24 protein-coding genes are annotated in these 22,638 nt (G+C 34.5%); 2 read left to right on the top strand and 22 right to left on the bottom strand.

Features of this window, described 5'->3' with window-relative positions; all coding sequences use genetic code 11:
• Window positions 1-224 precede the first annotated feature (224 nt).
• From AXA65_RS00850 to AXA65_RS00820, 7 genes are all read right to left on the bottom strand, one after another.
• Entirely contained in the window at window positions 225-674 is a 450-nt protein-coding gene (locus AXA65_RS00850) for a hypothetical protein (protein ID WP_063968243.1), read from the bottom strand.
• Window positions 674-2,155, bottom strand: coding sequence for a hypothetical protein (locus tag AXA65_RS00845; RefSeq protein ID WP_131797731.1), 1,482 nt, complete (start codon window positions 2,153-2,155; stop codon window positions 674-676). Before AXA65_RS00845 ends, AXA65_RS00850 begins: the two co-directional genes overlap by 1 nt.
• Window positions 2,156-2,321: 166 nt before the next feature.
• Window positions 2,322-2,843, bottom strand: a complete 522-nt coding sequence (locus AXA65_RS00840) for an STM3941 family protein (protein ID WP_131797730.1) — start codon at window positions 2,841-2,843, stop codon at window positions 2,322-2,324.
• A 320-nt stretch (window positions 2,844-3,163) separates the two neighbouring features.
• Window positions 3,164-3,670, bottom strand: coding sequence for a hypothetical protein (locus AXA65_RS00835; protein ID WP_063968240.1), 507 nt, complete (start codon window positions 3,668-3,670; stop codon window positions 3,164-3,166).
• A 155-nt stretch (window positions 3,671-3,825) separates the two neighbouring features.
• On the bottom strand, window positions 3,826-4,437 hold the full coding sequence (locus AXA65_RS00830; protein ID WP_028123695.1) for a hypothetical protein: 612 nt from the start codon (window positions 4,435-4,437) through the stop codon (window positions 3,826-3,828).
• Between the two features lie 166 nt (window positions 4,438-4,603).
• Entirely contained in the window at window positions 4,604-5,362 is a 759-nt protein-coding gene (locus AXA65_RS19390) for a cupin domain-containing protein (RefSeq protein ID WP_086048021.1), read from the bottom strand.
• 169 nt (window positions 5,363-5,531) lie between these two features.
• Window positions 5,532-6,575 (bottom strand): tyrosine-type recombinase/integrase, encoded by a 1,044-nt coding sequence (locus tag AXA65_RS00820; protein WP_063968239.1) that lies wholly within the window; start codon window positions 6,573-6,575, stop codon window positions 5,532-5,534.
• 469 nt (window positions 6,576-7,044) lie between these two features.
• Between AXA65_RS00820 and AXA65_RS00815 the strand changes: the two genes are divergently transcribed.
• A complete protein-coding gene (locus AXA65_RS00815; protein ID WP_063968238.1) occupies window positions 7,045-7,536 on the top strand; it encodes a hypothetical protein in 492 nt (163 codons plus the stop codon).
• 211 nt (window positions 7,537-7,747) lie between these two features.
• On the opposite strand, the gene AXA65_RS00810 is transcribed toward AXA65_RS00815, so the two are convergent.
• The 13 genes from AXA65_RS00810 to AXA65_RS00745 all read right to left on the bottom strand — a co-directional run bounded on the left by AXA65_RS00810 (window position 7,748) and on the right by AXA65_RS00745 (window position 18,924).
• A complete protein-coding gene (locus AXA65_RS00810) occupies window positions 7,748-8,263 on the bottom strand; it encodes a hypothetical protein (RefSeq protein ID WP_063968237.1) in 516 nt (171 codons plus the stop codon).
• A gap of 58 nt (window positions 8,264-8,321) precedes the next feature.
• A complete protein-coding gene (locus tag AXA65_RS00805; RefSeq protein WP_063968236.1) occupies window positions 8,322-9,101 on the bottom strand; it encodes a hypothetical protein in 780 nt (259 codons plus the stop codon).
• A gap of 50 nt (window positions 9,102-9,151) precedes the next feature.
• Window positions 9,152-10,174, bottom strand: coding sequence for a hypothetical protein (locus AXA65_RS00800; RefSeq protein WP_063968235.1), 1,023 nt, complete (start codon window positions 10,172-10,174; stop codon window positions 9,152-9,154).
• A 77-nt stretch (window positions 10,175-10,251) separates the two neighbouring features.
• Complete coding sequence (locus AXA65_RS00795) at window positions 10,252-10,965, bottom strand: hypothetical protein (protein ID WP_063968234.1); 714 nt, start codon at window positions 10,963-10,965, stop codon at window positions 10,252-10,254.
• 30 nt (window positions 10,966-10,995) lie between these two features.
• Window positions 10,996-11,523 (bottom strand): hypothetical protein, encoded by a 528-nt coding sequence (locus tag AXA65_RS00790; protein WP_063968233.1) that lies wholly within the window; start codon window positions 11,521-11,523, stop codon window positions 10,996-10,998.
• A 161-nt stretch (window positions 11,524-11,684) separates the two neighbouring features.
• Entirely contained in the window at window positions 11,685-11,969 is a 285-nt protein-coding gene (locus AXA65_RS00785) for a hypothetical protein (RefSeq protein ID WP_063968232.1), read from the bottom strand.
• 169 nt (window positions 11,970-12,138) lie between these two features.
• Window positions 12,139-12,813 carry a hypothetical protein gene (locus AXA65_RS00780; protein ID WP_063968231.1) on the bottom strand — a complete coding sequence of 225 codons (675 nt, stop codon included), beginning with the start codon at window positions 12,811-12,813 and terminating at the stop codon, window positions 12,139-12,141.
• A gap of 355 nt (window positions 12,814-13,168) precedes the next feature.
• Window positions 13,169-14,404: a tetratricopeptide repeat protein gene (locus tag AXA65_RS00770; RefSeq protein WP_063968229.1), complete on the bottom strand. Its 1,236-nt coding sequence runs from the start codon at window positions 14,402-14,404 to the stop codon at window positions 13,169-13,171.
• 36 nt (window positions 14,405-14,440) lie between these two features.
• Window positions 14,441-15,250: a hypothetical protein gene (locus AXA65_RS00765; protein WP_063968228.1), complete on the bottom strand. Its 810-nt coding sequence runs from the start codon at window positions 15,248-15,250 to the stop codon at window positions 14,441-14,443.
• Window positions 15,251-15,304: 54 nt separating this feature from the next.
• Window positions 15,305-16,234 carry a hypothetical protein gene (locus AXA65_RS00760; RefSeq protein WP_063968227.1) on the bottom strand — a complete coding sequence of 310 codons (930 nt, stop codon included), beginning with the start codon at window positions 16,232-16,234 and terminating at the stop codon, window positions 15,305-15,307.
• 51 nt (window positions 16,235-16,285) lie between these two features.
• Window positions 16,286-16,954, bottom strand: coding sequence for a DUF2461 domain-containing protein (locus AXA65_RS00755; protein ID WP_063968226.1), 669 nt, complete (start codon window positions 16,952-16,954; stop codon window positions 16,286-16,288).
• A gap of 229 nt (window positions 16,955-17,183) precedes the next feature.
• Window positions 17,184-18,104: a T9SS type A sorting domain-containing protein gene (locus AXA65_RS00750; protein WP_063968225.1), complete on the bottom strand. Its 921-nt coding sequence runs from the start codon at window positions 18,102-18,104 to the stop codon at window positions 17,184-17,186.
• 85 nt (window positions 18,105-18,189) lie between these two features.
• A complete protein-coding gene (locus AXA65_RS00745; RefSeq protein WP_063968224.1) occupies window positions 18,190-18,924 on the bottom strand; it encodes a DNA-formamidopyrimidine glycosylase family protein in 735 nt (244 codons plus the stop codon).
• A 70-nt stretch (window positions 18,925-18,994) separates the two neighbouring features.
• On the opposite strand from AXA65_RS00745, the gene dgt reads away from it, so the two are divergent.
• Entirely contained in the window at window positions 18,995-20,353 is a 1,359-nt protein-coding gene (gene dgt, locus AXA65_RS00740) for a dGTP triphosphohydrolase (RefSeq protein WP_063968223.1), read from the top strand.
• Window positions 20,354-20,405: 52 nt separating this feature from the next.
• On the opposite strand, the gene lipB is transcribed toward dgt, so the two are convergent.
• On the bottom strand, window positions 20,406-21,122 hold the full coding sequence (lipB, locus tag AXA65_RS00735; protein WP_063968222.1) for a lipoyl(octanoyl) transferase LipB: 717 nt from the start codon (window positions 21,120-21,122) through the stop codon (window positions 20,406-20,408).
• Between the two features lie 110 nt (window positions 21,123-21,232).
• A complete protein-coding gene (locus AXA65_RS00730) occupies window positions 21,233-22,516 on the bottom strand; it encodes a T9SS type A sorting domain-containing protein (protein WP_063968221.1) in 1,284 nt (427 codons plus the stop codon).
• Window positions 22,517-22,638 lie beyond the last annotated feature (122 nt).

Raw genomic sequence — 22,638 nt, 5'->3', positions numbered from 1 at the left:
GGGAATTTATGCCCAAAAGTGAAGGAAAACACGATAAAACCAAGAAAAACCACCAAATTCACCAACAAAAAAAGAGACCTTTCTGAAAGTCTCCTGTATATCTTTAAAATCCTTCGTCGGTAAACCCATAATGTTGAAAAAAGCTCCCGAAGCTTCCGTTCAACAGGGTTTTCATTGTTCGTGCTTCGCACGCAACGAAAACTTAGCTATTGTACGAAGCCTTTTTATTTTATCATTGGAAAAGAAAATCGATTATTTATTGTACTGTCTATTTTTTTATCAAAATATTGTGTTTGAATAACTACACTGTCATAACACTTTTTTTTGTATGGAAATATGTTTTGTAGTCTTTTATTTACATTGATAATATATGTTTTTAATGCAAGCTCATTTTTTAATGAATCATTATCTATATAAATTGATACATCTTGTTGTATAAATCCATATTTATCGCAATTATCTAATTCATAATTTCTAGGAGTGTCAATAACAGTACCACTGCTTTTGACCTCTTTTTTGATTTCTTCTTCTAGATTTATTATAAATTGACTTGGTTCAACAGGTCTTACAGCTCTCCCACCACCATATCCATAACCAAGGATAAGAAAACCTATACATATGCACATTAAAATGAACAGTAAAATTCCTACAATTATTAAAGTCTTTTTTTTCATTATTTTTTTATTTTAGAAATTGGAGGACAATTTACACTAATATATTGGTCATCAATTCTATAAAATATAGTTTTGTTTGTTGTAGCTGACTGAGCAATTCCAGAATATCCTTTCCCATCCACTTCTCCAATTGCTTCGTGATAAGTAACTTCTTTTAAATCATTAATTTTATTGAATACGAATTTATCATTTGTAGAGCCATGAACAGAACCCCAATCTAAATAATCCAACCTTGCAATTCCCATTTTTTTAGTTCCTTTCACTCTAAACTCATTGGTAACCCAATCCACAATTGCATAATATTTTCCCCATTTTTTAAACCCTCTATTTGCAATTTTATTTTTTTCATAATTGATAATTGTCCCTGTAGGATTCCAAATACTGCTAAAAAACATATAAGTCAGTTGATAACTTGGAATCTCAGGATTTATTGAAAATTCATCACCTTCATCTGGTGATAATAGAATATGTTCTCCAATTGTAATACCTTTTTCGTGAAGGTAATCTGCCATTCCGGAAGCATAAGCTCCACCTTCGCTGTGAGAAATGAAATAGATTTCGTTTCCTGCTAAACCATTGGTTATCTCTTCAAAATTTTCTTCTGCAAATTTTCTTCCGTTAGCAAATCTATCTTTGCCACTTTGGTCAGCACCTGCATAAGAAGAACCATCATAATACAAAACAAAATTTTTAGTTTCTAATTCTTCATTGGTAAGTTCCTGATTTCTAATTTTAAATTTATCAAAAATTACGAAATATTTTTTTGAGTTATCTAATGTTTTATCTCCTTCATACCAATAAGGTTTCTTCGGTTGAGTTGGACCTACCATTTCTCCAAATGAATATTTTGCCAACCTCCATTGTCCATTAACAAAAATAACTTTCGGAAGTCCTTTTACCAACAGATAATCATGAAATTGAATTGGTAAAATTTCATTTTTTTGTTCTCCATAAGAACAAGAGAAAAATAATTCAACTGTTTTGTCTTCTTCTTGTGATGCTAACCAAGAAAAATATTCGCTTAAAATAATGGTTTTTACAGCTTTATTATTTTCAACAATTGCATATTTTGATTCTTCATATTCTGTCATTGCTTTTCCATCCGAAGAAGCTGGATATAATAAAATTTGATCATTACTTTCGTTTGAATCTATTTCAGATTTATGAATATCCTCGTCAAACAAAATCATTTCTATTTTATCACCATTTGGAATATCTTTAGTTTCAATGTGAAATTTAACTGTTTCTCCAATTAATGCTTCTGTAATTTTATTATCATTTTCATCTGTCCAATAACCTTTGACGATATGTTTCCCTCCTGTTGTTGGTTCTTGAGGTTCTCCAAAGTTAGTTCTTCCTTCTGCTGTAAAAGAAGATGTTCCGCCAGCTGAAGCATAGAAGTTTTCGCAAAATACAGTATATGATTCACATTCGGTAGTACTTGTTCCACCTGTTATTCTTATTATTTTTCCACCAGCCATTTTTTGTGTTTTATTTGACGTTTGTTTGGTAAAGGTTTCGTACAACGTTCTGGCGCTTGGCGAGGTTGGGGAATAAAGATGCGGGATTTTTCGGTAAAACACAAATTTTCCAAATACAAAACCATCTTTAATTTCACCCTAAAACCCCAATCTCGCCAAACGGCTGTTATACGGCGTTTTTTATCTTTTTATTTAATAGTTCGAGTAATTTCTGCTGTTTGATATTTAAAAAATCGGTTTGTATAGAATATTGAGAGTTAGCTATTGGTTTACTTATTTTATTGAGAAATTTATAAAACCAAGTTTTGGTATACTTTTCTGTTGGCTTATTTAGTTCAATAAATATTTGTCTATTTGTCTTAATTCCTCGATAATTTGTATTAACGATGAAAAATGATTTTATGTTGTTAATTTGAATGGTTTTAGATGGAGTCAAAACGTTATGAATTATTATTTCACTATTTGTAATTGTTAAAAGGGGCTTTTTTCTTCCCAACAATAAAAAAGACAAAACAATTCCAAATGAAAACAACAAAAAACTGAAAATAAAAATTACACTTTTAAATAGTTTTTCTTCAAAATCAATCATTTTTTCACCTAATAATATTCCCGCAATAACAAATATTGAAGATATTAAAAGTAGTAAGAATGATATTAATTTGTTTGAATAAAAGTGTTCTTCGTTCAATTTACATTATTTCTTTTGGTTGGTTGTATTTTCTGCTTTTTTTCTAAAATTCTAACTAACGTTTTGTTAATGTTTTGTAAATCAAATATTTACAAAACCATTTTTTCTTATAAATTCCCTTCATTTTTCCGCTCTTCCGCCGTTAGCTTACGGGGTCAGGGCGGGAGTCTAGGGGGAATGCCGTATAACGTCTTGGCACTACAGCGGGTTTGGGACTAAATTAAGCCTTATCTTCGGATTTGCCAAATCTTCCAAATACAAACCAATTTTTCCATTAAGCCAAATCCCCAAATTGCTTGTAGCGTGTGTTACCAGAAGCCTTATTTGTTCTTCAATATTTGTTTTATTGGATTTAAATAAAATTTTTCAAAACTATTTTTTAGTTGTTGATTTTCATCATATGAAAAATCACGATTTATATCTTTCCAATGTCCAATTTCTAAACCATTATTTATAGATACGAATTCTAAAGTAGTATTAGTTTCATTTCCTCTTATTGCAATATTTAAAATTCTATTTTCGTTTGAATCGTAAAGAAAAGCAACAAACCATAATCCATTTTCAGTTCTAGAGTCTTCCAATTTAAATGAATTGTTAGAAGAAATTGACACTTCAGGGACTTTATATTTCGGATTTTTTTCTTTAAATTTTTCTATGGCTTTTATTACTTCAGTCTCTGAATAGGGAAGTTCATAAGATTCTGAAAACGCATAACTTCCAGCAGAAATTATATTCACTCTTTTCGCAACTTCATATCGAGCAGTTTTACTAAATATTAGAATTGCAGAAAGTATTAATATTAAAGAAATTAGAATTCTTTTCGTCATTTTTTCAAAGGTTTCTGGTAACGTCTCGCGGCTTGCAGAAGTGGCGAATTTCGTGACCGAGATTTTTCGGCTAAGATAGAATTTCTTGCGAAGGATAAACTTGAATTTACCACATATTTCGCCATTTTTGCAAACCGCTGTTAGCAGAAGTCTCTTTATTTAAATTCAACGTTAATTATAAAATAATGCGGAATTTTAAATTGTTCTCCCAGTTTTTCAGGTTCAATATTTGATTGTGCAACTTCACAATATGAACCCGAACCATCTTTGTGAATTGTTGGTGTTATAATTGCAAAAACTGCATTCTTTTTGTTAATATCTAAATTTAATTCTGATTTACTTCCGAAAAAATCTTTTAAAGCATATTTTTCAGAATCTTCGAATAATTTAAAGAATGATTTTTTACTTCCGAATTTTTGTCCTCTAATATATGCTTTTAGTTTTCCATCGGTCATTTTAAAAAAGAATTTTAAGGATTCTTTGTCTGAACTAATTTTAAAATAATCACTTTCAGAACCATCAAATAATATTGAAGTATTTTTTAATTTTCCACTTTTATATTCATCTATGCTTATCGTGATAAATTTTCCATTTATTTTTTCACTTTCAAAATTCAATTTTTCAATGTAAATATTTTCAAAATCAATGATGTCTTGAATTTCGGGATTTTCACTTCCATAGTTATTAGTCATTTTGACTGTGTTTTGAGCAAAAGCAATATTAGATATTACTAAAAATGTCAATAATACTTTGATTTTTGTTTTCATACTTTGAATTTTTATTTAGTTTCTGATTTTTTTGAGATTTCTGCTAACGTTTTGCGGCTTGGCGAAGGCAGGGATTAGAAGCATAAATGTTCAATAAACCACAAATTTTTATTAGAAGTACAAATGCTCAATTTACCACGTCAGCCCTGCTTTTGCCAAGCTGATGTTAGCTGCTGCCCTTCTTGTTTGTCGGCTGTATTTTGTTCATTGCGAGTGTTAATAGAAAAAAACTTTCTGTCAACGCCCTTACACTATGAGTAATATTATCTTGTAAAGCTACCATTTGTCCCCTTTCCAAATGAGTGTTTTGTTGTCCGACTGTGAATTCTATTTTACCTTGCAATACTTGAACATTTATTACTCCATTTGCCTTATGCGGTTTTAGTTCTGCATTTTCGTGTAGTCCTATAAGCACAATTCTCATAGTTTCAGATTTGAAAAGTGTAACGGAATTTCGGTCGCTGTCAGCCCAAGTAGGTTCACTTTTTATTTGTTTAATAACTTCTTCTAAATTCATTTCTACTAACGGTGCATTCAATAGGCGTTCACCGTCTGGTCGTTGTGGTGTTGCCTGATTTGATTTATTTTCCATTTTATGTTGGTCGTTATGAGTGTTTAATTTTTCTATCAGTTTTGTTGTCGCTTCGTCTGATGAAGTACCGTAACCATTTACCAATGTTCCTTTCAAGTCAAATTTTGAAGATGAAATAGCGTAAAGTATGGACTGATACTCAGGGTCAGAGTCGCCCTCAAAGCGATAGACGTGGTCAATTTTAAAATCGTCTGGTGATAAAGTGATATTTGTCCTATGACATACAATACATTCGTCCTTTATGTTAAAGTCGTGGTTGTAACCTAACTTAACAAGTCCGTTTATGGTTTCTGATAAAGTTCCATATAATTCGTTTAGTTTTTTCGCTTTCATCTTTCAAATGTAGTCTTAATAAATCGTGATGTCTCGTTGATGTGTTGTCGGTTAGGGTTGTAGCTAACTTACTTATACCCGCTACACAATAGCGTATATCATATCAAATGTGTAACGATATGCGCTATAACTTGCGGGATTATTTTTTTACTAAAGTAATAATTAATTTTTATAAATCATCAAATGGACTTTTTATTTGCTGTAAACTTTTTGTGCTCACGTGTGTGTAGATCTCTGTAGTTCTACTGCTGCTATGACCCAAAAGTTCTTGGATGTACCGAAGGTCTGTACCGCTTTCCAGCAGATGCGTGGCATAGCTGTGACGCAACCAATGGAGCGTTACTGGTTTTTTGATTCCGGATTTCGAAACGGCCTGCTTCAGAACTTGTTGCAAACTTCTGGCATCATAAGCTTGTCCTTGTATCTGACCTTCGAATAAGAATGTCTTCGGTTTGTAGAGTTGGTAATACCCGCGAAGCATATCCAATATCTTTAGACTAAGTGGTACGATCCTATCTTTTCGCCCTTTGGCATTCTTGATCAGAACAATGTTTCGTTTGGAATCAATATTCTCAGGTTTTAGTGCCAACAATTCGCCACATCTCAGTCCACCGCTGTAGATCAGACTTAGCATCATTTTGTGTTTTAGATTGAGGTGTGCTTCCAATATCAATTTTACCTCTTCTTTGCTGAGGACATTTGGTAGTGTTTTGGCACTTTTGGGCCGGTGAACTTTGTCTACATCCAGCGTTTTTTCTTGTATTGTGCGGAAATATAGTTTGATAGCATTCACGATTTGATTTTGATAGGAAAAAGACAAATTATTTTTGAGAATAAAGTCATTGTTGTACAAGATCACATCATCATTTGTGATAGCTTCAGGCATTTTATCATCAAAAAAAATCAAAAACGACTTCAAAGCTTCGCAATATGTTTTGATGGTGTTGTCGCTGTACCGTCTGGATCGTAACCAGTTTGAGAATTTAGAGATCTCTGCAGAGGTTTTGGGATCAAGTAGATTTTTCTCGGTAGTAGTTATTTTAAATCGGGCACGGTTTTCCTTATTGTCAGGTAGGTGCCAATATTTTTTAGACGAACTCCATCTAGCATCTTCCAATTGTTTGATGCGGGCTATCAGTTTTATATCCTTGTCAAAGAGCACTGCGATCCGGCTTTTACCACGATGCTTCACCAGCTTTGCTTCCCATTTCATTTGTATTTTTTTTTCTCAACAAACCTAATCAATATATTGCAATTGTCTTTGCTTGTCATAAAGTGAGGAAAAATTAAACGCTTCCAGTTTTCGAATAACAAAAAATAGTATATTTGAAACCGAAGATTGATTGATTTATTTTGCGTTTCTATGAGATGGTAGTATTATAAACCTATATTCGTTTGGTTTAAGGTTTTATTTTAATCATAAGAATGACATTGCAAAATAACCCAAACGTTTGCCCTCGAGACGTAAAATTTTGGGTCTATAGACGCAAACGTTTAACGAGAAGACGTAAAAGTTTGGGGTAGGAACCTAAAAGTTTACCCTCAAGGGCGTAAAATTTTGCGTCAGGAACGTAAAATTTTGGGTCCTCAACCTAAACGTTTGGGTCAAACCTTCACCAATGCTGAGAAAATAAGAGTAGAGTACTCTGATCATTAATATTAACCATTAAATAAAAAAACAAATGCCAATTGACAATTTGGGAAGACTGCACCTTACTGCAGCGCAGAAAACCAAGATCTCAGATGCTATGACGATCATCGAAACTGTTTTGCTTAGCGTCACACAAAATCTGACCTCCGAAGAACGCCAAAAATTTGGCAGCGTCAACGAGACCAACAAGTTGCTGGTAAACAAAGCCCGCGATTACAACCTGAGTCAACCATCATTGAGCAGTACCGATGTAGATTGGGAAGAGTATGAGTTGGATTTTCAGGACCGTGCCTTTTCGGACACCACGGAGCAGCGTATGTCGGCAGCCCTGAGAATGCTGACCGATTTCAAGATCGTACATGATTTTGACAACTATCAGGACGCATTGACCGACTATGACTACAGCAAGTACAAGGCAGGCACCAAGACACCTGGCTTCACCGAGAAAGTGGCGGATATGAAAGTGCTTTTTCCAAATAGTGGAGGAGCGGGAATACCGCCTTTGCCCAAAACAGAATCGTAACTAAAACGGAAAAAACCGGAATCTTAGAAGTTCCGGTTTTTTATAGAATATCTAGATGATATTTCGATACCTAAAGTCATAGTACTCCGTTCTGAGTTCCATGGATCAAATTCTGTACTTTATGTCAGTTAAATTTAAATAAGTCCAGGTTGTGAGTTGTGTATTATCTAGGATTCAATGCTGTAAGAACTAATATAGTGGAACTGAATCTTTACTTAGTATATAGATCCGAAGTAGAATATTTTAGTTGCTTTTTATTGATAGATAATTTCCCTGAATAATCGAACCAAACATCTGTTTTAAGTTTCCGATTTCCACTGTCATAAGTCAATTCTTTTTTTGTGATGATCAATTGGAAAATGGTCTGATCCCGTTTTGAATAGGTGAGGATCTGCTGTCTCTTTTTACCTAAGCTATCCTGTGAAAAATGTTTTTCTGTAAGTTGCAGCGTGTCTTTTATCTCTAATGCTTTTCTTTTCCATCCCTGGAAAATGTTACCATGCAGGATGATAGTGCTGTCGGATATTTTGTCAAAACTGAACACATCGAACTTATTCAAAAGTCTGATATGGCTGTCTTCGAATTCTCTATTTGTAAAATCCCAATTATCATTTACTTCTGGGGTCTTTTGAACCTTTTTTGCATCTGTGGTTTTTTCAACCTTATTTTCACAGGACCATAATAGGAGGGAAGTAATGATTAAGCATAAGGCAGAAAGGTTTTTCATGATTTTATGGTTTTTTAGATTCTTTCAGATAAAGTTCGGAGTTGTCCATCATTTGTGATCAGTAATACAGTTCGTCAAAATCTTTTATATCAGACAGTTTCGTAAGCTTTTCAACTTTGATGTTTTCCCAGCTGTCCTCATAATTCACATTGGAATCGTCGTCGTCATTTTTGTTGAGGTTATCTCTTGTGAGTTTCTTTTTTGTTAAGAAATTGATACTGACCTCAGATTGAGGAACAGGACCTCTGCTGGAATAGGAATCATAACCGATCATTTCCATATCGCCGTTCTGCGCCCGGAAGGTGTAACCCCAATTGCCATATCTCCCGTGGCCATAATTGATGTACAGGTTTCCATTCTTAATTTCGAAATAAAGTTCTGGCGCAAAATACACACCGCCTTCTTCGTTTTCGGAAGAGAAGCAATCGTAGTTTTTGGAAGCTAATTCGTAATGGTCTCCTTTGTTGAAAAGGACGATAATACCTCTGCGGTTGCGGTCCAGTTTTCCACGGTATTCATGCTGTATGATCTTGCTTTTATCGGTTCCTTTGATGATCAGGACGATATCTTCCAAACCATCTTTGTTCAGGTCACCTTTGATCTCGTCCCATTCTTCAGCTGAGATGCCGCCTTCATATTTGTGGATCACATAGCCTTTTGGGATGAAATCAGAAGGTTTGTTTTTTAATGTCGCAGTTTGAGAAGAACTACTTTCCGTAGTTTTTTGTGGTTGTTCCTTCTGTAATTCACGTGTTTCTTTTTCCTTTTCGTTCTGCGTTTTCTTTTCGCAGGATTGCAAGGTGCCAACAAAGATCAAAAGTGCAAGTAGTTTTTTCATTAAAATTAATTTAGAAAGATAATTAGAAGTATGCTATGGTCAAGTTATGCCTATTTTTTTAAACTAATGTTTTCAGAGATCAGATAGTTGAAATTAAGGATCTTGTTCATTTCTTCTGAATTTGGATAGTTCTTTATTTGAGAACGGTAAACATCAGAATGGATAAAAATGTGTGAACTGCCTACTTTCAGATATTTTAAAGTGAAAAATGAAGCGACGACAGCTTTCTCGTTTTCAAAATCGTAACTGATCTTGTAGCCAACAATATGATCCTTTTCTTTTTTTACAAGAACGGTGTTTGCATCTTCTGAAACATACTTTTCCAGACTGAAAGTCGAAGGGGCGGTAGAAACCCAGATGGTCAATTGTTTCAGGCCGTAATCATTTTTCGGATGGTCTACATCATAGATCTTGGAATTCTCTTTGAAGGTTCCGACCTTAATCTCTCCGAATTTTTCGTTCTTAACATCTCCCGATTCTCTTAATTCTATCTCTTCTGGGATAAGGAGTATTATATCGTTTTCATACTTGTCATCATTGATCTCCGCAGACTTTAAAGGTAGTTTTTTGATAGGATCGAGCGTAATCGGAGCGTGTTTCTCTAATTCGGTCTTCAAATCGTTGATCTTCTGTGCAATCTCCTTTTGATGCGCAATTTCTTCTGCGATGTTCTTTTCAAATTGCTCTTTTGTGATCTGTTTAAACTCAATAATGGTGTTTTTTGAGGGTGATAATGTTGCGTTGTCTTTGAACTTGATAACAAAGCTATTTCCACTGAATTTTTGATCATACATCTCATAAAAGTCTTTGTCAGTAATATGGAGCTGACGCAAACTTTTAAAACTTTTGAGATCTAGTTCAAATTTATCGGGCAGTTCAAAATACAGACTTTCATTTCTTTTTACAAAATGAAAGTTGTGGTCATAGATCTCTTGCATATAATCGACTGTCAAACCGATGAAAGGCTTTCTATCTTCTCTGTATATGCTTTTGATCTTCCAAAAAGTTTCTTTTTCTTGTGCGTAAAATGGCAGAGAGAAAGTGAGAATTAAAATAAGGATCAGTTTTTTCATGTGGTTTATAGTTGTCGTTTCAAATTTGGGAGAAGGTCGATTTTAGGATCATTAAGTATAGAACTATCTACAGTTTTTTACTTTCCATAGTTCTTATTCAGCCAGTTCAAGTGTTTGTCACTTGCTGATTTGCTTAGGATGATAAGTTCTAAGTCAACTGTTTTCTTAGGTTTGTCTTTATCTTCACCTGCCAATTGTATGCTAGATTCGCTTCTGTAACTTGTTTTTGCTTTTTTAAATTTAAGTTCATAAGTTTTAAAATCAAACGAGTATGTTTCAAAATTTTGAGAATCTGTTTTACTCAATTTGTTGGTTTTTTCTAAATTTCCAATCAAGACTTTGAAGTCTTCTTCGGCTACTTTTCTGTTCTCTGCAATGAGCGCAACAAATTTGTCATCCATCGTCGACAAAACTTTGAATGTTGGAAACCAAATATTTTGATAGCAAACCAATCGGTCATCTTCCACGTACCGAACGATAGAATAAAGCTGTGCGATATTGATTTTTTCATCACCTTCTAGGAGATGTTTTTTATCTAAATCAGCTTCAGTCAAATTGGTTTTTGCTACTTTCTGTGTCTGCTTGTATTTTTTAAATGCTTCTGTGGCACTTAGCGTTGAACCATATTCTGTGTTGTATTGCGTATTGTCATCCTTGATGATCTTATCAATGAAAAAAGTATTGACATTCATCTTCAAATCCAGATCATTGATCGGAATTTTACATTGGTCGTTTTGAGTCTGACCAAAAATCAGGAATGGATAGAGTAGTACTAGAAAGATTGGTTTCATGTGTTTTGTTATTTGTTATTGAGTTGTCATTTATGGATGTGGTTTGATATCATTTCCAACTCCAGGTCGTGGTCCGGATAGTGCTTTATCTTTATACCTTACATATTCCAAAGAATAATATATTTTTCCATCCTTTTGTATCAAATGATGAAGATAAATATTTTCGCCAGAATACGAACTTGTTGGGAGTTGATAACGCAAATTTCTTTTACTGTACTTGAATTTGTAAGTAGTCAATGTTGCAACAAATCTTTTATAAGCAAGCTCAGATGGCAAAAAATATAAAATGCCCAAATATTCGCCGCCTTCTCCATCCTCTGTAAAAGTGAGCTCAACTATTTCTTTTGTTTCCGAATTGTTAAACTTAAATTTCTTTTGGTTTTCTGAAATCGTGTCATTCAATAGTCTAAAACCTTTTGAAAGTAGTTGTTTATGTTCGGTCGGGTGGTGATAATCAAAGGCTTTTCTAAAGTCGATGACCTTCAGTGTCTGTCCGTACGAAGAGCTTACAGATAATATAAAAATCAAAAAGAATAGACTGTTATTAATTTTTTTCATTCTTAAACTTTGTTTAGTAAAGCCTTTTTAACAATAATATCTTTAATCGTTAGGTTCCAATGTTCCAATATCTTCACTTTTTATTAACTCATTGATTTTTTCTAAAAGCTTGCTCACCAATTTAGCTTCGTTGATATTGTTTCCATTTTGCTTTTCTGCCACTATTTTCGTTTAGCCACAATCTGTATTCCGTTTTCATTGAAAGTTTTAACTCCCTTTTGATTTGGCATTTCACAAACAATTGTTCCTTTTGAAAATCTAATAGATTCATACACCAAAGGAATGATTAGCTTTCCTGTCTCTTTTTCAGCTACGCCCAGCTTTTGTACACCTTGCGTTATTTTCCCCACGATAATCAACTTTGGATGGTCGTTTTGTAAGGTGTAGGAATTTAATTCGTAATCTATCAATAGAAAAATAGCAGGCAGTAATAAAAGTTTTTTCATTTTTAATGATGTTAATGATCTGATTTTTAGGGTGGTCTTTGTGATGGCAGGAAATCAAAGCACAATTGTCAGTTTTGCACAAAAGTTCAAATGAATATCCGTCGCGGATAAACTTTTCAAAAATGTGCAATCAAAGTGGTTCATTCCTTTTATGGGAATGTCTTGTTGTTTACTTGCCTTTGGTTGGTTGAACACCTTTAGCATCAGATTTGGAACTTTTCGCGAGATAATTTAATATCTCATGTTTAAAATTTTCTGTTACAAATATCTGTTGAATGTTATAGTTAAAATTTTTATCAATTCCTTTGGAAAAATTCGTGATAAACTTTTGTTGATGTTTCTTGTCAAATGAGTCAAAAATCAATGTCAATTTTGCAGAATTTTCGTATAATGATTCAATATTAATTTTCCATTTAAGTATGCCCTCCTTAGAAAAAGACTCTTTAATAACCGGTTTTATTGGATGTTTAAGTGTCTCAGCATTATATTCCCCTTTGAACAGCATCAATAAGTTGGTCTCAAAAGATGTCTCTTTGATCGTCTTCTGATAGTTTTTCAGACTTGTTACGATCACAGCGGAATTGTAATTTTTGTTTTCGGTAAGATAAATGGCGGTCATTCCATTATTTTGAGTAATAGAATCTACTTTTGTTTCTGAAAGCTTATAGTCCGTCAGATAATGTTGGTTAAAATCATCAAAATATTCTACAATTTTTTTTACAGGCAATTTTATTGTTCCTGTTTGATTGTTATTGCGAATTTCTTGTGCGTAAGAAAATGAACTTGAGAAAACCAATAATATTGCAATTGATAATTTAAAAATAAAATTTGGATCGTTTTTCATTTTTTAAGTCTTTTGTTAAAAATGCTGCCACGCTTCAGCTTTAGGTAATAGTTTGTTCTGCGTAGTTTTTTACTTAGAGTGTCATATGTTGATTTATTCTTTTGACATTGTATCAATCTTTAAATTCTGCTCCTGACATAGATGCCAATGACAAAAGAATGTAAATGAAAATTATAAAAACGATGGGAATAGAAACGGCAAAAGAAATGATAGTATATCTTCTATCATATTTGGATTTCATTATTTTTTTGATCAGAAGATCTAGACCATACCAAGACCCAATTAGGAAAGGAATAAATAAAATGATGAAAAGTATTGTCATAAGTATTTAGGATTTTGTTAATTAGTTGCAATATCAGGCGGTCAGAAAATGACCACCAACGTTTCGGAACATAGCAATCTGTACTTCCTCTACGCCTTCCACAATTTTCAACCAAAGTTCAAGTTGTTGTTGCGTCAAATCGTACTTGGTTTTCAAATATTCATTAAAACCATCTTTGAATTTTAAAGAAAGCAAATCCAATTGTTTTCTTTTTTCACGTTTCAGGTAGATTGAAAATGCAAAAATGACAAGACAAATAATCGCAACGGATGAAATGATGATTGTAAGAATTGTATTGTTTTTAAGTTTGATAGCCTGTTTGCCGAGTTCCGTTTTTTGGGCAAGAATGGTGTTTTGGTCTTTTTCGAAATTATATTGGTCTTTCAACTGTGAAATTCCAATCGTATTGTTGACAGAAATAATGGAATCGTTGTACTGTTTCAGACGTTTCTGAGAATGCAAAGCGTCTTTGTAATTACCAAGTCCTTCTTGAATCAAAGAATTGTTTTGATAGTATTGAACTTTGAACGTCGGAACAAAGTAATATTTGGCTGTATCTTTTGCAATTTCGGTAATGAATGTTGAGGCTTTATCAAATTTCTTAAGACCAACCAATGCTGTGATTGCGTTTATCTTCGCTTCCAGAATCACCGCTTCATCATTGATTTTATTTGCTTCAATTAATCCTTTTTCGCTGTATTTGAAGGCGTTGTCAAAATCTTTCATCTGCGCATAACTGGACGAAAGCGCGCTTAGGTTTTCAAAAGTGCCAACAATGTCTTTTTTGGAATTTGAAATGTTTAATGCCTGATTCAGATAATTGATAGACGATTTGAAATCACCTTTCATAGAAGCATTGATTCCCAATCCGCGGTAAACTTTTCCTCTGTTCAGAACTTGAGCTGTATCTTTTTTCAGAATCTCCAGCTGTTTCAAAAAGTAGTAAGACGCTTTGTCATATTCTCCAACATACGCGTGGCTCCAGCCCAACATATAAAGCGTGGAATTGACCTTCGCGACTTCCTTGCTTTCTTCATAGCATTTTTTGGCTTGCAGACAAGCTTGGATAGATTCGTAGCCTTTTCCGAGATTGAATTTGCAAACCCCAAGATTATTAAAAATCTCACAGTTTTTGTTGGATGATGGAAGTTTGATTGCCGCTTCAAAAACCTTCACAGCCTCACCAAACTCCCTGAAAGCCATATGGACTTTTCCTTTTTGATTCAAGGAGAATTTCCATTGTTTGATGATTGTCAACTTCGCTTCCAAAATTCACTACTTTATTTTCAAAATTAAAAAATCAAATTACTTTTTGCGTTTTATTTTGATAATCAAAAAGATATAGAATAACATTGTCACCGCAATAGAGCTGTAAGACACTAATTGATTTCTTCCATTGTCACAAAAAAAATAGATGACGATAAATACCAAGATAAGAGGCAAAACCAGCAACAGTTTTGAAAGGTACATTTCACTTTCGTTCTTCAAAGCTTTGTGATGTTCACTTTCGAGATTTAATTTATCAGGGAAGTTTTCCTCTACGAACGATTGGATTTTTTCGATATTTTGAGCATTCAATTCTCGTGGTCTGATGATGAATTTGCTTGTGACAATCAGTAAATTATTTCGTTCAAAACCAAAAGAATTAATTTCATTGACGCGAAATGTCTTCAGGAATTGTTTCGGATTCAAAGCGTAGGATTTGTAGTCATTATCTTCTGTGTGAAGACATTTTAATCGGGAAGAATCCAAATAAAAAACTTCGAAGCAATCATTTTTCTGATAATCTTTTATGCTTTCTAAACTAGATTTATAGAAAAACAATGGCGAGAAAAGTATGGATGTGGCGAGGATTTCTACAAATTCAATTTCAGGTATTTGCGAAATTAAAATAATTGAAACAACGTAAATTATGCTTAAAATTGAAAACTTTATTCTGAATTTTTTATCGAGAAATACTAGAACAAAAATCAGAATGATGGCGATCGCATTTCGCCAATTCAAAAATAAACTCAGCAATCCCAAAATCAGAAAAAGCCCATTGAAAAGCAAAAGCACCAACTCGTTCTTTTTGCCAAATTTTTTGATGGTGATGCTAAGGTTTTTTTGATTCATAGTTTTATCTGAAAATTAAAAATAACAAAACCCAATCCAAAATTTCCTCATCTATTAATTTTTCTCATCCTTCAACCCCATATAAAGCCGATACTTACAAGCAAATTGCTCAATACCACTCAAAAAGATACTGACTTTCCCATTCGTCCATTCGATATGACCTAAATCGAGGTTGTCGTATTTTTCCAGTTCGATGGATGTTGGTTCTCCTAGCAGATCTGTCAATTTTACTTTTAGTTCTAAGAATTTTTGATAACCATTATTTTCGGCACCTAAGAATTCGTCGGTTTTGGAAAATGGTTTTTTGCTGTCGATGTCCAGCCATTTCATAACGCCAATATACGATTCAAAACCGTCCAAAATCTTGTGTTTTCCAAGAAACCAATTGGTTCTGTCGCCACTGTCTTTTCTGTCTTCGGCATATTGATCCAGCTCGGAGTAAGGCGTGAGCCAAGGAATGAAAACCAGAGTGTCTTCAAACAAAAGTCCAGTTTGAAGGTTTTCCCAGATTTGTTGGCGTTTGATTTCTTTGTCGGTGGAATAGGGAAATATGAAATTAGGATTCGTTTTATGCGTTTTTTTCTTCATATAAATAAGACAAATAAAATTCACAATCGCCAGCGGAATCCAAAACGGCGAAGCAAATATGATCGAAAAGATGAACAATGGAATGATGCCTTTCAATCCGGCTGTGACAACATCATCACTTGGCAAACGCATCCCAATCGAAGTGAAAATACACGCCACCAACATTCCTAAAAGACTTAACAAAATTGCAATACCCGCCAATTTCCATTTGTTGAAAATTTGATTTTCATCGTTGTCTAATTGGAAAAATACAGTTCCATAAATAACAATAATGAGCAATGAAATCAGAATCCGATATGGAAAATCCATATCTGGAAACATCAACAAAGCAAAATTACCAATTAGCAAATTGATAAAAACACAAACGACAAGCAGAATGATACTTCGATTTTTCATTGGTTTGATTTATTTAAAATAATACTCCGAACGATCAATCCGATTTTAATTTTACTTTCCAATCGCTTCATTCAAAAACCGATTGAATGGATAGATTTCCTTCAAAACCTTCACCGTATTTTTTACAAAGTTCTTATCCAAAACTTCCTTGTCTGACAAAGGATGGAACACGGTAAATTGTTTGAATTTAAGATAATCGGCCATTGGATTTTCCTTATCGAAACCTTGCGGAACTTTCACCAATTGTGTGCCTTGCAGTTCCAAAACATCTTTGAAGGATTTTTTATTGAGGATTTTCATGAATTTTTCGCCGTCAGAACTGATGGCTTCTCGGATGGCTTTCAGATTTTTCGGTTCGGTCATATAGACGCCACCTGCGAGAAAAGATTTTCCATTTTCCAGATGAATGTAATATCCAGCGTGGTTTAATGTTTTCGGACCTTTTTCTACGAGCGACGCGCCGATGTTGGTTTTGTAAGGCGTTTTGTCTTTGGAAAATCGAGTGTCTTTGTAAATCCTGAAAATACAATTCTTAGCTTCCAATCGTTCGACGCTTTCGTCAAACTCGGCCACTTCGGCGATGATTTCGTTCACCACATTTTCAAAGTTCGCTTTGGCTTCCAAATAGAGCTGTTTGTTTTCGTTGAACCATTCTCTGTTGTTATTGATTTCTAGCGTTGAAAGGAAATTGAGCGTTTCTGGATTGATGGCTGTTGACATTGTTTTTTTAATTTTTATTAAAGATATTTATTTTTTAAAACACTTAAGTCACTTGAGATTTTAAAATTGAAAATAGGTAAAGTTCACTTTAGATAAAATCTTTGATTTTTAAAACTAATGTGTTCTAATGTGACCTATGATTTAATTCTTTAATTCAACTAAGGTGTTAATATAACTCACCTTTAAAAAAAAATCCCGTTCAATTAGAACGGGATTTCAAAGTTTTCAATTATTGTTTTACAATTTTGGAAGTGTAAGTTTTTCCTTTGTTATTTTTCAAATTAATGATGTAAACGCCGGATTTCAATTCTTTTAGATTGATTTCCTCAACATTGCTGAAGTCCGAAACCTTTTGTCCAAGCGTGTTGTAAACTTCGATGGTTGCGATTTTTTCACCATTTGGAAGGTTCAGTTTCAAAATGTCTTTTACTGGATTTGGATAAAGTTTGATGTTTCCTTTTTTTGCATCATTGACTGCCAAAACTTCATCGTTAACGATGATATTATCGTAATAAGCGTCACCGCCGAAGTTATTATGCAGGAAATTCATGCCATCCAAGTTTACTTTGCTGTTGTTGGCAACTGATAGGATCAAGTTGTTGTCCAAGTAATATTTGATATTAGCTTCAGTGAATTCGATTTTCAAGTTGTACCATCTGTTCACTTGCCATTTTGCAGTGGTGATGGTGTAACCTCCTAGATTCAAGTCGGGATAGATGTAGATGTTTCCTCTGTTTTCAAACCCAACAGCCGTTACGATATCAAACACTTCATCTTCCAAATTTTCGTGATACAAGGCAAACTCGAAGTCAGAACCGTTTTGGTCAGAAGAGTAGAAGTCGTAAGAAATGGTTGTGTTCTTGTAATCCAAAGCTGGCGAAAAAGATTTCTCGATTCCAAAAATAGGAAACCATTGGTCGCCAAATTGTGCTACGTGAGCATTTTTGAAAGCATAAGTTCCAGAACTAGCACGTTCGTTGGTTACAATTTGATTTGTCAATGGACCATCGCTGGATTCTGTCACTGTCCAACCATTTTGTCCGTTGATGTCTCCCAATGTGTAACCTTCAGAACTTTCAAACGAGATGTTTTGCTGAGCGAAAGCAAATGACGAAATAACAGATAGGATTAGTAAGTATTTATTCTTCATAAAGTAAAATTTTTGCCAATGATAAGTAAAATTAAGTTGAAATCAAATGATTATCACTTGAGTTTTATCGTAATAATCTTTATAATTAATAGAGTTTCTGGTCTTTTTCGCAATAGAAACTAGAGCGTTTTCCTTTTCCTGTATCTTTCTTGATGACTTCTTTACCACAGATAGGACATTTCTTTTTGTGATAGATCTGCCAATGTTTTTTCAATTCGTTTGTTCTTTTCCATTTCAAAAAATCAAAGCTGTAATTTCTGGCTTCTGCGATGAGGTCGTTCTGTTTCTTCAAAGGCAGATTTCCAACTTCACTTTCCGGATGAACGCCAATTCTGAACAAAACTTCATTTTTAATGATATTGCCAACACCAGGAAAGATATCTTGATCCATTAAGGCGTCACAAACCATCATTTTAGGGTTCGCTTTAAGTTTTTCTTTGGCATTTTTCGGATTCCAATCGTCACTCATCACATCAGCTTCCCAGTCGATGGTTTTGAGGAAATCATCATTAACCATTTTTACAGAACAAGTATAAAATAGAGCCTTTCCTTTCTTGAAATTTAAACCCAATCTCAAAGATTTGTCAGGCTTGGTCTGTTCATCGATCTCATAGGAGCCGAACATTAACAAATGGATCCTCATACTCATCTTATCAAAGATCAAATAAGTTTGTTTCCCATAGAGTCTGATTTCTTTCAGTTTTTTATTAATGAGCTCTTCTCTGTCAATTTCAGCATTTCCGCTAACACAAATGACTTTTTCTCCAACAAACTTTTGAAGGTCTTCTTTCATGAGATAAATAGTTGGACCTTCTGGCATGATGACTTTTTTGATAAATTCTCAAATATTATTCCGTTAAAAATAAAAATGCCTTATTTTTGGATCCAATATGGAACTGAACACAATTTTCACCAATCAGCGCACCGGAAATCACCAGCAGAACGTGGTTTCCAGAACAGATTTTCAAAGAGATTTTGACCGCATCATTTTCTCTTCCGCTTTCCGAAGACTTCAAAACAAAACGCAGGTTTTCCCTTTGCCAGGAAGTGTTTTTGTGCACAATAGATTGACGCACTCGTTGGAAGTGGCCTCTGTAGGCCGTAGTTTGGGAAGTTTGGCTGGTGAATATATTTCAGAAACTTATCATGATGATATTAGTGATCTGTCAAAGGATTTTTATCAACACCAATTGCACAATGTGATCGCATCGGCTTGCCTTTGTCACGACATTGGAAATCCGGCTTTCGGACATTCGGGAGAAGATGCAATTGCGAGTTACTTCGAGAAGAATGAAAATCAATTAAAATCTAAATTCAGTGAAAAAGAGTGGGGCGACCTTGTCAACTTCGAAGGGAATGCCAACGCAATCCGTGTTCTCACGCATAAGCAACAAGGTAAAGACGAAGGTGGCGCACAACTGACTTACACTACTTTGGCAAGCATTGCCAAATATCCATGTGAATCCATCGCTAAGAAAAAAGGTGTGATCAACCGTAAGAAATTTGGATTCTTCCAAAATGAAAAACAACAGTTTTTGGATATTGCAAGATCTACAGGAATGATGATTGAACATGATGAGCCTGTGATCTTCAAAAGACATCCATTCGTTTGGTTGGTAGAAGCGGCGGACGACATCTGCTACAACATCATCGATATGGAAGATGCGCACAGACTCGGAATTGTGAATACGGAGGATTGCGAAAACCTATTTCTTGATCTAGTGAGATCCGTAAATCCCGACGACATCAAAAGAGTAGGAGACAAGCTGGGAATTATTACCAATAAAAACGAAAGGATCTCTTATCTGAGAGCGAAGGTGATCAATTCTCTCATCAATAAAACCATTGAGCTTTATAAAAGTAATTTCGATAAGATCTTGGACGGAAGTCTGGACAAAGGCATTCTTGATATCTTCAAAACCGAAAGTTCCTCATTGACCGAGATAGAGCGTTTCTCCATCGAGAAGATCTACAATCACAAAGCCGTGATAGAAATAGAAAATGCTGGTTACAACGTCATGTATGAACTTCTGAATCATTTCGTTCCATCGATCATCAAGGAAAAAGACGAACGTAAATCATACGATAAAATGGCCTTGAAACTGATTCCACAGCAATTCATCTATGATGATGCGACAGTTTATCAGAAAACGTTGGGTGTTCTGGATTTTGTTACGGGAATGACGGATAATTTTGCGACCGACCTTTACAGAAAGATCAAGGGGATTGATATCGGGATGACGATGTAATTATAATTGATGATTGATAAATGATAGTTGATTTAAAATCGTTTATCAATTATCACTTATAAAAAAGGTCACATCCAAAAACATCAGCAAAATGTTTTTTTATCTTCTCTTTTACTTCTTCATAATCAACTTCCTTCTCCAGTTCTCTTTTCATAGAAGTCACTTGTTTATCAGAGATCCCACAAGGAATGATGTAATCGAAGTACCGCATATCGGTATTTACATTCAGTGCAAAACCATGGATCGTGATCCATCGTGAAGCTTTTACACCCAAAGCGCATATTTTTCTTGCATAAGGTTTTCCCACATCAAACCAAACGCCGGTTTCGCCAGGAGAACGTTCGCCAATCAAACCATATTCTGCAATGGTTCGGATGATGACTTCCTCCAGATCGCGCATGTAACGATGGATGTCTGTGTAGAAATTTTCCAAATCAAGAATAGGGTAGCCGACAACCTGACCAAAACCGTGATAAGTGATATCGCCGCCTCGGTTGACTTTGACGTAAGTGGCTTCTATTTCTTTCAGCTTTTTTTCGTTGGCGAGAAGATTGGACTCGTGCCCGCTTTTTCCTAAAGTATAAACGTGCGGATGCTCTACAAAAAGAAGATGATTGTTTGTTATTTTCAGGTCTTCTGGATTTTCCCTGTTCTGGATCTTGATATCAAGATTCTGTTTGAGTAATTCTTCCTGATAGTCCCAAGTCGGCTGATAATCTTTGGTGCCGAGATCCTGGAACCTTACTTTTTTATTGATGAGAGAATTCACTTTGATTTGAATTATTTAATACAAATTTACTCATTATTTGATCAAACGACAAGAAACAAAAAAACCACCCGAAGGTGGTTCTCATAAAGAATAAAATCTGAAAATATGACTTATTTTACAATAAGCTTTTTGGTTTCTGTTTGCCCGCCGTAAGTGATCTTTACGAGATAGACACCAGAGTTAAGTCTATTAAGGTCAACTTCCTGAGCAGAGAATCCTGATTGATTTGCAATAGCCGTTTCGAAAACTTTCTTACCAGAAAAATCGAATAACTCAACAGTTCCGTTCTTAGAAGTAGTTTCTTTTACATCAAATAAGATGTTCACTTTTTTATCTTCTTTGGTCGGATTCGGATAGATCCCAAAACTTCCTTTCTTTCCAAGATCAGCTACCGATAATGTAGACGTGATATCTTTGTATTTGAAGTACATGTTACCTGTAGAAGCACCACCGTTATCTGTGAAATACAATCTATAATATTTAGTTCCTTCCTTGATATAATAGACGACATCGGTATTCACGCCAGAAGTTGGTTTCCAAGAATGACCAATCGTTGTAATGTTTTTAGAATAAGCGGCCGCCGCAGGTGCTGTAAAAGTAGAAACAGCTTGAGTTTCTGGTTGTACTTTGGCAACGGTTACATTCGGACTTTGGATCACACCTGATAATTTGTACATCATGATATTAGCGTAAAAAGTATAATATCTGGTAAACATAAGATCCCAGTTTGCTTTAGCTGGCTCCAGGTTAGTCACTTTTTCTCCCGTATCAAAAGAGAAGTAGTTGAAAAATGCATCGTCTGTGCCGTTAGCAATTGTTCTAGTCTGTGTTGCGTCCCAAGATGTTCCATTCCATTTTGCATATTTGAAAGTGTAACTAGCAGCATATTCATTGATGAAAAATTTGTAATAAGTTGTACCGTATTCCAATACAAAAACGACTTTACCATTGACTTTGTGCGTTGCGATATCATAAGATCCACATCCAAAATTAAGACTTGTGGCAGGCAACAATGTGGCAGCGTCAAATGCACCATCTTGGATCCTTTCTGTCTGGTCTGGATTATAAAGTGGTTCTCCCCAAGATGCCTTATCTGCAGGTATTACAGTATCAAATGCGGCATGATCGGCAGAAACTTGGTAGGTCAAGACGCTTGTTGCATCATTTACTTTGATCCCGAAATCCATAGCACTGTTTCTGTAGAACGCGATATCCCATCCTGTAGCTGGTTGTGAAACAATGTTGTTTGCGGAGAGGTCAAAGAACACTCTGTTTGCATATTGTGGTCCAGTGGTAAGTTCAACCTGTGTATAACCATTCTCGTCCGTTTGTGATAGAACCGTTTGGTTTACAGTCAATGCAAGTAAACTTGCCAAAAGTAGTCTTGTTTTCATAATTTAGATTTTTTTAATTTTTAAATCTGTTATTTAGAATTATTCTACAAAACTATATAATTGTTTTTAATTATTCTAAATAAGATTAGAAATAAAACTTGACATAAATCATATCTGCTATA

The organism is Chryseobacterium sp. FP211-J200, from assembly GCF_001643375.1.
GTDB lineage: Bacteria > Bacteroidota > Bacteroidia > Flavobacteriales > Weeksellaceae > Epilithonimonas > Epilithonimonas ginsengisoli.
The sequence above is the reverse complement of the archived record's forward strand: the minus strand, read 5'-3'. Positions and strand labels throughout refer to the sequence as shown.